The organism is Alteromonas alvinellae, from assembly GCF_902705805.1.
In genome coordinates this window covers 37,906-49,563 of sequence record NZ_CACSIH010000121.1, presented here as the reverse complement: position 1 = coordinate 49,563, position 11,658 = coordinate 37,906, and the positions used below count along the sequence as shown (strand labels likewise).

Genomic DNA, 11,658 nt, shown 5'->3' with positions numbered 1-11,658 from the left:
TTTGCCAGCTTCGCTGGGCAAACAAAAAAGGCCAGTGATAAAATCACTGGCCCCGTACACGTTACTTAAGAAATACTATTTAGCTATTCCCATTTCCATCTTTTTAAGGGCATCTGCGTCTATTTCGGACTGAGGCTTAGCGCTGCTCTTTTTGGCGCGCATGTCGAAGTAGCCATAGCCACCTACTAGCAAGAAGCAAATAGCTGGAACAATATATGACACAATAACACCTGCGCTATCAATAATGGCGGCTTGGAACAGCGGCATAATAGCTCCACCAAGAATGGCCATTACAAGGCCTGCTGCGCCTAGCTTAGTGTCTTCCCCCAGACCTTCAAGCGCAATGCCGTAAATCGTTGGAAACATGAGTGACAAACAGGCAGAGATAGATACCAATGCGATTACGCCTGCTAAATTAGGAGACTGTGTCATGAAGATACATAGCGCCATGGCAATCAGTGACATGATCATTAGCAGTCTAGCTGGATAGAGGTACTGCATAACCCACGTCATCACGAAACGAGAAATTAGAAATACAATCATGCTGTATTGTAAAATTTCACCACCACTCACTTCATTGCCACCTGTCGCTTTCATTGCATATTGGATGGTGAAGGTCCACACGCACGTTTGTGCTCCGACATTAAAAAACTGAGCCAATACGCCAAACCGATAATGCTTGTTGGCTACTAACCGCTTAAGCGAAGCGCCCAACTTAACGTCTTCCACACTAGACTCAACCGATTCTTGAATTGGCGCTTTGATCAGGAAGATTGCAACCCAAACCAAAACGAGTACACATGCCATACCTACATAAGGAAGCATTACCGCATCAAGCTCAGCCCCTATCACGTTTTTAAGCTCGCTTACCGACATGGCAGCACGCTCTTGTGCAGATGCCTGATTCAGGTTTGGCAATATAAGCGTTGCAGCCAAAAACACACCTAAATTAGTACCAACGGGATTAAATGCTTGAGCTAGATTTAAACGGCGTGTCGCACTTTTTTGATTTCCCATCGCCATGACGTAAGGGTTCGCCGACGTTTCCAGAATGGATAATCCACCAGCCAATACAAAAAGTGCAGCAAGGAAAAAACCGTAAGTCATGGTTTGACTGGCTGGATAAAACAGAAATGCCCCCGCGGCCGCGCAGCCCAGTCCGGTCAATACACCTGTTTTATAAGAAAAGCGCTTGTTGATAAAAGCAGCAGGAATGGCTAAGCAAAAATACGCGCCATAATAGGCAAATTGAACCAATGCCGATTGCAAAGACGACATGGTAAATATTTTACTAAATACCTTTACCAAAGGGTCTGTCATGTTCGCAGCCACACCCCATGCAGCAAAGCAAATCGTTAACAATACAAAGGGAATCAGTGTGTCTTTGGAAACCAAAGGGGCGTTGTTTTTCATAAGAACGGCCTTTCGCTTGTAAAAAATTAGTTAACCAATTTAAGCATTGCTCTTTACCTCTGTCAATAAATCAATTTGATTTACTTATTTCAAATTGCGTTAAAAATTAGACTTTATATGTAGACGACCGTTAACAGACAATCCGTGACTGTTATTAAACGGATAAAACCGCCTTTGAAAATTTCTTAATAGACAATAACATAACCAATATAACAAGCCTCACTGAGCGCTTTCTACTCACCTTGAAATATTGCCATCGCATCTCCTCACTATTAACGAAAAACACACAAATGTAGCAAAAGAAATAAATAAACAAGGTTGATTTAATAACAAAGGTTAGTTAGATTTCGTTCAAAACAAGCATATGTTAACGCGTTGTAACGTTAGCTACCTCTGATTTATCTCGCGTCAACAAGGAGTTAGCAACAAATGCGTAGATGTCATCAGTCACACGCTCATAACAAGCTGCGGTTGATAAACATTTTTAATTGAGAGAATAATGATGAAAACACCTACAATTACCCGTCGCTTTTCTGGATGTAAGACAGGCTTGCAAACAGCGCTCCTCGCAAGCACCGCCATTGTTGCCGCCACTGCGTCAGCATCACAAAGTAAGTTTCAAGACGCGTTTGACTTTCAAGCAAGTTATACGGGTGAGTCAGCCACCAATATTGACGGTGGTGAACGCAGAGGCAGTGCTTATGCGGGTCAGCTCTTTGTAGGTGGGGAATTAGATTTAAATACGCTAGCGGGCTGGAAAGACACCAAAATCCATATTGCCATGACAAACCGACACGGAAAAAACTTGGCCGAGCACTACATTGGGAACAGTACGTCCGTACAAGAAATCTTTGGCGGCCAAAATACCCGTCTTGCACGGTTTACGATTTCTTCCTCGTTTTTAGATGGCGATTTAGAATTAGAAGGTGGCCGTACAGTAGCGAATATCAGTTTTTTAGGCTCTGAACTTTGTCAGTACTTTCAAACCAATGCTGCTTGTGGGAACCCAACCTTTGTATTTAGAACCAGTAACTTTACTTGGTGGCCGGTTTCGAGTTGGGGTGGCCATGCGAAATACTGGCTTTCGCCAAAAACATACTTTCATACCGGCGTCTATGAAGATAACACCAGTCATCAAGACTTAGGCGATCACGGCTTCGATTGGGCGACTAATGAGGCTACAGGTGTTGTTGTGCCCTTCACTCTGGGCTATCAAACTACGTGGGACAATGACGAACTTCCAAGACGCTACGAAATTGGCGGTTGGTACGATGGCGCAGACTACACCGACCCAGTCTTTGATGAGGAGGGCAACTATGCGGCGCAGTCAGGCAATGATTACGCTGTGAGAAACGGTCGCTCGGGTATATTCGCACGTTTTGAACAAACTGTTACTCGTCCTAACCCACTAACGAAAGAAGGGTGAACACTATTCGGTGCAGTGCTAACCGGTACATCGGGCGAGCTGATTGAAGACTACTATATAAAAGCGGGCTTCGTATTACGAGGCACACTGGCCTCACGCCCTGACGATACCATTGGCTTCGTATTTACCCGTCAACAGTACAGTGACGAAGCGCTAGAGGATCAGCGTATATTAAGAAGCATAAACGGCGGGGTTGGTACACCAGCAAGCAGCCAAACCATGTTAGAGCTAAGTTATGGTTATCAACTCAACGACCACGTAAGAATTCAGCCGAACGTTCATTACATTATCAACCCCGACCAATTCGCACAGCGCGACAGAGTCATGGCACTTGATGATGCGATTGTTCTGGGCCTAAGGTTCGACGTAAACCTAGCGGCTTTGATACTTTAAATCTCCCTGCAATACACTTTACAGCGCCTTCGGGCGCTTTTTTTCAAACCGATGCCATTCCTTTAATTAGTTTCAAGGGAAACTTCCTACCAATCCAACTTCTCGCTATCTCTGTATTCACTACTATCTTAAAGCGTTTTGAGCACCAATACGCTTAGCGCTTTAACATCAATCTATTCTACGTTGAATAAGGAATAAGAATGACAGACTCAGTACTTTTTAGCTCGTTTGATTGGGCAGAGAATACATTACAAAACCGCATGGTATTAGCCCCTATGACGAGAGGTAGAGCTGGCACCGATCGCATACCCAATAAAATTATGGGCGATCACTATGTACAACGCGCAGATGCAGGGCTCATTATTACTGAAGCAACGGCCATTTCAGAAGAAGGCATTGGCTGGGTTGATACCCCTGGAATTTATATCGACAAAATGGTCGAGGGCTGGCGCTCTGTGGTCAATAGAGTGCACGAGGCAGGGGGAAAAATCGTTTTGCAACTCTGGCATACTGGACGCGCATCACACAGCGACTTCCACAATGGAAATTTGCCCCTGTCTGCATCAGCAATAAAAATCGAAGGGGACGAAATTCACACGCCTAAAGGCAAGAAGCCCTACGAAGTGCCGAAGGCGATGACCTTTGACGATATAAAACGCACAGTGCAAGACTACAAAAAAGCGGCCATTAATGCCAAGGCAGCCGGATTCGACGGTGTTGAAGTTCATGCTGCAAATGGCTATCTCATCAATCAATTTTTGGATAGCCGCAGCAATCAGCGCACCGATAATTATGGTGGTAGTGTCGATAACCGCTACCGCTTTTTGGCCGAGGTGATGGACGCAGTATTGAGCGTGTGGGATAAGGAGCACGTTGGCGTGAGATTATCGCCAAACGGTGTATTTAACGATATGGGGGCCGATGATTTTCGTGAAACCTTTACCTTTGTTGCCCAACAGCTAAACAAATTGGAGATAGGTTATTTACACGTAATGGATGGCTTGGCCTTTGGTTTCCATGAACGAGGCGAAGCCATGACCCTTGCTGAATTTAGAGCGCTTTTCGACGGTATGATCATTGGAAACTGTGGCTACACCAAAGAAGAAGCCGAGAAACGTTTATCTGATGGCGATGGTGACATGATTGCGTTTGGAAGACCTTGGATCACGAACCCAGACCTTCCGACACGATTTAAACACGATTACCCTCTCGAATCCTTTGACGATCCATCATCATGGTACGGAGGTGGCGCAGAAGGCTACAACGATTTTGAAACCTACCGTGAGAAAAGTGGGAAAGACGCGATGACATCATTGACCTGATGTTGTTTGGGCAGAGTTTAGCGCTCTGCCCTTTTCAAAAGCGTTATTTGAAATGACACGATGCGTAATGCTAACGCGTTCTCACTATTTAAATGTGGCCTTAGTTAAACGACTTTTTCTTAGCGGCTAATACGGCAAGTTTTTCTAGACACGACATCCACGCGTAGTTGTGCTGATCGCACTCTTGCTTATTGAGAAAGCCCTGCTGAATGAGCACCAACCTTACATTCCCCTCATCGGTCTTTTCGAAGTGAATGTCTACTGATGTCATCACCGACTCTTCCATATCATCTTCCCACGCCCAGGAAAACGACAGCTGCTCGTTCGCTAAAATAGTCACATACTCACCAGTTAATGACATTTCAATACCGCTGGGATCCATCATCTTTATGCGATAGCGACCGCCTTCCTTGAAATCACTCATGATTTGTGTGACCGAACAATCGCCCGGTGCAAACCACTCACTAAGATATTCAGGCTCGTGAAATGCTGCAAAAACAAAGGGCAATGATGCCTCTAGCGTTACATCAATTTTAAACTCGTGCATAAGGCTGCCTTAGATATTCTTTGACATTAAAGATCTGTGTCTATCTTACCTTATAACAAAGGTTAGGCGCTCTAGCGTCATTTACCTTTGCTATAAATAAAAAATCCCGAGCCCGCGTAAGGAAAGGCCCGGGAGAAGGAGAACATCCTCAATATTTTTTATCGACAGCTCAAAGCAACTTCTTGAGCTAAAAAATTAACCTATGCACCTTTCATCAGTGAATCCATACTGGCCTTGCTGCCAAAGTGCTGTGAACTTACTCTTTCACTTACCGACAAATACAGATTGTCGATGTCGGCATTTGCCATAAACTTCTCACAAAATCCTGGAACATGAGGCTCGATAAAATGTTTGGCGGCTAGCATAAAGTGGGCAATGAGCTGTTTAACGTTGTCGGTACCCATGGCGATACGCATAGTCGTCAGTTCTATCCCTGCTTTCTTCTGCTCGTCTGAGCTGAGCTCAGAGTGAGAGGTCAGTGCCGGGCATAAAATTATCGTATTATTCTGGCCAATACTCACTTGGTGGCTGAATGCAGGCTCTAGGGCATCGAAGAACCGCACAAATACATCGCGAGGCAGGTTTGCCGGCGCCATATCAACCGTGAATAAAGTACACGGCCAGCCGTGTGTATGCTGCTTTTCACGCAAACCTGCATTACTGTGTTCAGGCAGTGCGTGACAGTTAACGCGAATTTGATCGTGGGCATTCAAAAATGCAGTAAACACTTGCGTATTGATGACCTTGGTCATCATGCGCTGCTCTAAGGTTTTCATGCCGTTTAATACGTCAAAGGCCTTTTCAGAGTCTAAAAACGCGCCTTTGATGTAGTACACATCCCAAAACATGGTCTGTGACCAATCAACACCATTTGCTGAACTGCCTTTTGGCTGGAACATGCGGTGCCCTTCGCCAATAACTACGCCTGCTGTCGTAGCACCACTGCCACACAAATCTTTGGTGTAGCTGTGGATCACATAGTCAGGTCGTGCAGCTTTATTTTTATGCTGAAGTGGCTGGTGCAGTACAGGTGTCGCAAGGGTGGAGTCCAACATTACTAACGCATCTTGTGCATGCGCTAATTCACAGATCCCAGGCACATCCAATACGTAACCATGTGGGTTACAAGGCGACTCCAAATACACGTGCATTTTCGCACCATTGCTTAAACGTGATGCATGCTCGGCTTTAGTTTTCTGCATGAAAGCTGCAAAGCTCTGTGCGTCATAACCGTCAAACCACGCAATCTGTACGTCCATTCGGTTGCTGCGGGCGAAATAATCATGAAGTAGTTGGTACACTCCGCCGTACACGTTCCTCGAAACAATCAGTACATCGCCATGACTAAGAACATTTGATAAACACGCATCAATGGCAGCCATGCCCGAGTTAAAGTTCCAAGCTAGATATTCGGCAGCGTAAGGACCCGCTTCCATATCCACAATGGCGTTAGCAAGAGAGATATTAGTAGGGTTTAACAGACGTGAATAAATTTGGTGAGTAAATTCTTTGCCTTGAAATGCGTCGTCGACCCATTCAGTACAGGCATACACATAAGTCGCTGTTCTTACCACCACCGGTGTTGCAGAAAAAAGTGCCGTGACATTGTCGAACAGTGGATAGTGCCCTTGCGAGCCATTGCCACTCGACAAACTTTGGTACGTGGCACGAAATGGGTTTTGCAGCGTATCCAGTATCTTCGCAATTTGAAAAGACAGAAACTTTTTAGCGTTGAAATAAGCCAGTCTGTCTTCTTTATCAAGCCCTTGTAGCGTATTACTCGTAATATCCCATAGCTGCATAACGCTTGCTTGAGCACAATATAGGTGATGAGCGGTGTTGGCGAGTGCCCTACCGTAGTCGCTCTCAGCATTTATACCGAAATGAGATAATTGTTCCTCAACTAAAGCCTGCGTTGTTTCGGCTTGGGTCGTGTTACGCTTAGGTGAAAGCACCTTAGCGTGCGTTACATCAACATCTGTTGAGTTTTGGAATTTGTTTTCTGACTGCATAGCGATTCCGTTGCAAATTGACTTCAGGTGCATGTACATGACACCAACACCTTTTACAAAAATGTAAAACTTAAATCACATTTTTAGAACAATCAGCATTACGATTGTGCAGTCAGACAGAGGAAAGAAAAGTTTACTTTGGGAGTGTTAAGCGAATGACAGCAAGGAGTTCAAAGAGGATTGAACTGACTATTTTAAGCGATGAGGCGAATGATATTGCCGAAGCGATTCGCCCAAAAATAGCAGATAACAACGACTTCAAAGACGCTGATGGCCACCCGCTTTTGGCGCTTAAACAAATTGCTCAATGTCCCGAAGATATAAATCCAGAAACCGTTACGGTACTGCTTGCAGACCCCGACCTTGCGTCTCGGATTATTGATAAATGTTCAGCACTCACCTGGTGCCAGTCTACCTGGGCAGGCAATGCTCCCCTTCTAAATGCCGATAAGAAGAACTACATACTTACCGGACTAAAGGGAATTTTCGGTAAACTCATGAGAGAGTATGTTTTTGCTTACTTGCTTGGGCATGCCAGAAACGTAAAGGCTTTTGAGCAAAACCAGCGTGCCGCTCAGCCAATTTGGGAAGCATCAAAGCGAATGCCGCTAAATGGACAAACGCTTGGCATTGCTGGACTGGGCAGTATTGGGCAAGCATTGATCCCCGTTGCTCACGCATTGGGTATGAGCGTTGTGGGTTTAACCCGAAGTGGGCAAGCAGTGGAAGGTGCCGATGCTGTCTATACACCCGACACTATCGAAGCGTTTGCCAGAGCATGTGACCACGTGGTGAATTTAATGCCCGACACGCCATCTACGCAAAATATACTGTCTCACGATTTTTTCGGTGCGCTGAAACCCCACAGTGTGTTTATTAACGCAGGGCGAGGCAGTGCTGTTAACGACGAAGCGCTTTTGCAAGCCTTAGACAAGGGCACATTGGCCCATGCAGTATTGGACGTATTTCGCAACGAGCCACTCGACTCCGCTCATCCATTTTGGCAGCACCCTCGTATTTCGGTGACCGCTCATACTGCCGCAGAATCACAGCCAAGCGACGTAGCCGACGTGTTTTTAGAGAATGCGCTGCGTTACATCAACGGTGGACCGCTTAATTACCAGTTTGATTTTGATAAGGGTTATTAATCATATAACAGTCCTTATTTGAACAGGTTTCAAACTCAGTAGAGCCCTGATAATGCGAAAATTAACTACGCGGGTCGGTTGCTGTCACTTCAATTCGATCATGGTGCTTTTCATGGAACGTTAGCAACTGAGGATATTCCTTCATGCTGTGAAGCTCGCGGAAAAGCACCCAGTCAATCATGCTGTACAAACAGATTTCGGGATAAGTCCAACCACTAAATCCGCCCGCATCAAGCTGGTTTGACAGCGTATCTAACACAGCTTCAATTCGCTCATTTTGAAGGCGGTAATACATTTTGTCTTCGCTAATATCAAAGTCTGAACGTTTCAGCAGCATAAGCTGAACAAAGGAATCGTTAGCTGCATCAATCAGGGTTAGTTGATTCTCTTCTTCCCAACTCAAGCCATCGTGATCAAGCTTGTCAGCAAGATAATTGTAGATAATCCGAGAATCGAAAATCATTTGGCCGTCATCTTCAAGACAGGGCACTTTGAGCGTGGGGTTACGAGAAGCTAGAAGTTCGCGGTCTTCGCCTGAAAAGATTTGAAGATTCAAAAACTCGTGCTCGGTAGAAGCAAGTACTATGCGAATGCGGCGCACGTAGGGAGAAGTGGTGGAGCCATATAATTTCATAAACGCTGTCCTAAACCGTAGTCGTTCTATGAAATCAGTGTAGCCGGAATTTGAAAATAAAAGGAAGTGTTGAGAACAAGACAACGGATAGGCATACAAAATGATGCGATGTATGCCTATCGTATTAACATCAAGCGCTCAAAGCTGAACGTTCAATGCTTAAAAAGCGCAGTAGTGCTTAGCTCAAGCCCTTAAACGCTAAAGCTTGCACCACAGCCACAGGTCGTCGTGGCATTTGGGTTTTGAACTAAAAACCGTGAACCTTCCAGACCATCTACATAATCGACAATGCCACCGACCAAGTATTGTAAGCTCATCGGGTCGACAACCATAGTTACGCTGTCTTTTTCAATGGTCATATCGCCTTCGTTCACCTTCTCATCGAACGTGAAACCATATTGGAAGCCAGAACAACCACCACCTGTTACGTATACACGTAATTTTAAATCAGGATTTTCTTCTTCTGAAACAAGGGCTTTCACTTTCGCTGCTGCAGCGTCTGAAAACTCAATTGGCAACGCCGTTTCTACAGACATACCCACCTCTACATTAACCTCGTGCTTTCGCACTTTGTGCTTGGCCGCAATTATCTAATACTTGCGGATAGTTAGCAATTATTGGGGCAAAACTTAACGATTCAAGTTACTGCAAGTTAACGGCATTTCTGTTAAGTGACACGTTGAGATAGAAAAGTTAAGTAAACTAGTTAACACTAACAGATAGAAAATAGCAGTGTGGTCAACGTATCTAATATATTGACGATACAAGAATAAAGGGGCGGCATATGAGTACAACCGACAACTCTCAATTACCTTCTTCAACCCCAGTGCTGTTTGACGATTTCGGACAGTCTCGCTTTACGAGCAAAGAAGAATACAAAGACGCGTTAGTGAAACAGCAAGAAAAACTCTTTCACGTTCAGCAATCTTACTTTCATCAGAAAAAACGAGCACTTATTGTGTTTGAAGGATGGGATGCGTCAGGGAAAGGCGGCGCTATAAGGCGTATTACTGAGAAATTAGACCCTCGTGGCGTGAGTGTATTTCCTGTGGCAAAGCCCGCAAAAGAAGACCAAGACAAACACTTTCTCTATCGCTTTTGGCAACACATCCCCTCCCCTGGCACACTTAAAATATTTGACCGCTCACATTACGGAAGAGTGCTTGTAGAAAGAGTAGATAAGTTGGTTGATGAAGAGGTATGGCAGCGCGGTTATGACGAAATAAACGCATTTGAAAAAACGCTCAGTGACAGCGGGGTTCGCATTATCAAACTCTTTATGCATATATCTTCTCGCGAACAGCGAGAGCGATTTGAAGAGCGTCTTCATAACCCCTTCAAGCGCTGGAAGTTAACCGAAGAAGACTTGCATAACCGTAAGATGCGTAAAGCCTATATCGAAGCAACGAATGACATGTTCAAGCATACTCACACCAGCTACTCGCCGTGGCATGTAATTAACGGAGAGTTTAAGTGGCAAGCAAGGGTTAACGTACTTGACGCCGTTATCGCCAAACTCAGTGAAGGCGTAGATATATCTCCGCCTCCACTTGATGAGCGTTTAATCGCGCTGGCCTCCAAGCAACTAGATGTCGATGAAGATCTAATGAGCGACTAAGGTGAAAGAACGCTGGCAGGCAGCCATAACAAATTAAGCGATTAAGCCTTAGTTATTGCTGTCTGGCAAAGTCACGTTCAATTCAAGTACGCTGCAATCATCGTTATTGTCTAGCTGTACTGATACTTGATCGTCAGCAATCGTCACGTATTTGCGAATTACCTGAATAATTTCCTGTTGCATCATTGGCAAGTAATCAGGCTCTGTCCGCTTTTTACGTTCGTGCGCAACAATGATTTGTAACCGCTCTTTGGCGACCGCTGCGGTGCTTGGCTTTTGCTTCTTTTTGAGCAGGTCGAAAATTCCCATTACTTCCCTCCTAGCAGACGCTTAAAGAACCCTTTCTTTTCTGCTTCTAGGAAACGATGTGGAACAGTTTCGCCTAGCAGACGTTTTACAGCGTCAGCATAAGCTTGTCCTGCATTAGCTTCTTCGTCAAGAATAACCGGCTGACCTTGGTTAGATGCTTTCAGCACCGATTCAGATTCTGGAATAACACCCAATAGTGGAATCGCCAAAATTTCTTCAACGTCTGCGACACTTAGCATTTCAGCACTTTCAACACGGCTTGGGTTGTAACGGGTTAATAAAAGGTGTTCTTTAACCGGTTCGCCCTTTTCTGCGCGCATCGATTTACTTTGAAGAATACCCAAAATACGATCTGAATCACGTACAGACGACACTTCAGGGTTAGTAACCACAATGGCTTCATCAGCGAAATACAACGCCATCTGTGCGCCTTGCTCAATACCCGCTGGCGAATCACAGATAATAAACTCAAAGTCTTTCTTAAGCTCGTCTAATACGGCCTGCACACCATCAACGGTAAGCGCGTCTTTATCGCGAGTTTGTGATGCCGGAAGAATGAAAAGGTTTTCCGTTCTTTTGTCTTTAATTAGTGCCTGTTTAAGTGAGGCTTCTTTATTAATGACGTTTACGAAATCGTAAACAACGCGGCGTTCACACCCCATGATGAGGTCTAGGTTTCGCAAACCCACATCGAAGTCTATCACTACCGTTTTATGGCCTGCTAACGCAAGCCCCGTACTTATTGCTGCACTCGATGTAGTTTTGCCTACACCACCTTTTCCTGAGGTTACTACGATAATCTTTGCCATCTATTCTTTCCTATTAGTGCGTACAAA

The 11,658-nt window shown here is 44.9% G+C and carries 10 protein-coding genes and 1 pseudogene; 4 read left to right on the top strand and 7 right to left on the bottom strand.

The window, feature by feature from the left end; genetic code table 11:
- Positions 1-75 precede the first annotated feature (75 nt).
- Positions 76-1,413 carry an L-fucose:H+ symporter permease gene (gene fucP, locus ACX5KA_RS09090; RefSeq protein WP_039218956.1) on the bottom strand — a complete coding sequence of 446 codons (1,338 nt, stop codon included), beginning with the start codon at positions 1,411-1,413 and terminating at the stop codon, positions 76-78.
- Between the two features lie 499 nt (positions 1,414-1,912).
- Between fucP and ACX5KA_RS09085 the strand changes: the two are divergent.
- Both ACX5KA_RS09085 and ACX5KA_RS09080 read left to right on the top strand, forming a co-directional pair.
- Positions 1,913-3,232, top strand: a pseudogene (locus ACX5KA_RS09085) (carbohydrate porin).
- Positions 3,233-3,432: 200 nt separating this feature from the next.
- A complete protein-coding gene (locus ACX5KA_RS09080; protein ID WP_458730936.1) occupies positions 3,433-4,554 on the top strand; it encodes an alkene reductase in 1,122 nt (373 codons plus the stop codon).
- 100 nt (positions 4,555-4,654) lie between these two features.
- On the opposite strand, the gene ACX5KA_RS09075 is transcribed toward ACX5KA_RS09080, so the two are convergent.
- Together ACX5KA_RS09075 and ACX5KA_RS09070 are read right to left on the bottom strand one after the other, a co-directional pair.
- Positions 4,655-5,101 (bottom strand): SRPBCC family protein, encoded by a 447-nt coding sequence (locus tag ACX5KA_RS09075; RefSeq protein ID WP_458730935.1) that lies wholly within the window; start codon positions 5,099-5,101, stop codon positions 4,655-4,657.
- 200 nt (positions 5,102-5,301) lie between these two features.
- Entirely contained in the window at positions 5,302-7,113 is a 1,812-nt protein-coding gene (locus ACX5KA_RS09070) for a trans-sulfuration enzyme family protein (protein WP_458730934.1), read from the bottom strand.
- Positions 7,114-7,268: 155 nt separating this feature from the next.
- On the opposite strand from ACX5KA_RS09070, the gene ACX5KA_RS09065 reads away from it, so the two are divergent.
- On the top strand, positions 7,269-8,261 hold the full coding sequence (locus tag ACX5KA_RS09065; protein ID WP_458730933.1) for a D-2-hydroxyacid dehydrogenase: 993 nt from the start codon (positions 7,269-7,271) through the stop codon (positions 8,259-8,261).
- A gap of 61 nt (positions 8,262-8,322) precedes the next feature.
- Here ACX5KA_RS09065 and ACX5KA_RS09060 read toward each other — a convergent pair whose 3' ends face one another.
- Together ACX5KA_RS09060 and erpA are read right to left on the bottom strand one after the other, a co-directional pair.
- On the bottom strand, positions 8,323-8,895 hold the full coding sequence (locus ACX5KA_RS09060; RefSeq protein WP_458730932.1) for a glutathione S-transferase family protein: 573 nt from the start codon (positions 8,893-8,895) through the stop codon (positions 8,323-8,325).
- Between the two features lie 191 nt (positions 8,896-9,086).
- Positions 9,087-9,431 carry an iron-sulfur cluster insertion protein ErpA gene (gene erpA / locus ACX5KA_RS09055; protein ID WP_014950570.1) on the bottom strand — a complete coding sequence of 115 codons (345 nt, stop codon included), beginning with the start codon at positions 9,429-9,431 and terminating at the stop codon, positions 9,087-9,089.
- A gap of 248 nt (positions 9,432-9,679) precedes the next feature.
- On the opposite strand from erpA, the gene ACX5KA_RS09050 reads away from it, so the two are divergent.
- The gene (locus tag ACX5KA_RS09050) at positions 9,680-10,513 is read left to right on the top strand and encodes a polyphosphate kinase 2 family protein (RefSeq protein WP_458730931.1); all 834 of its coding nucleotides are present in this window, start codon (positions 9,680-9,682) and stop codon (positions 10,511-10,513) included.
- A gap of 48 nt (positions 10,514-10,561) precedes the next feature.
- Here ACX5KA_RS09050 and minE read toward each other — a convergent pair whose 3' ends face one another.
- Complete coding sequence (minE, locus tag ACX5KA_RS09045) at positions 10,562-10,822, bottom strand: cell division topological specificity factor MinE (RefSeq protein WP_014950572.1); 261 nt, start codon at positions 10,820-10,822, stop codon at positions 10,562-10,564.
- Positions 10,822-11,631: a septum site-determining protein MinD gene (gene minD / locus ACX5KA_RS09040; protein WP_014977272.1), complete on the bottom strand. Its 810-nt coding sequence runs from the start codon at positions 11,629-11,631 to the stop codon at positions 10,822-10,824. The genes minE and minD overlap by 1 nt, the downstream gene beginning before the upstream one ends.
- Positions 11,632-11,658 lie beyond the last annotated feature (27 nt).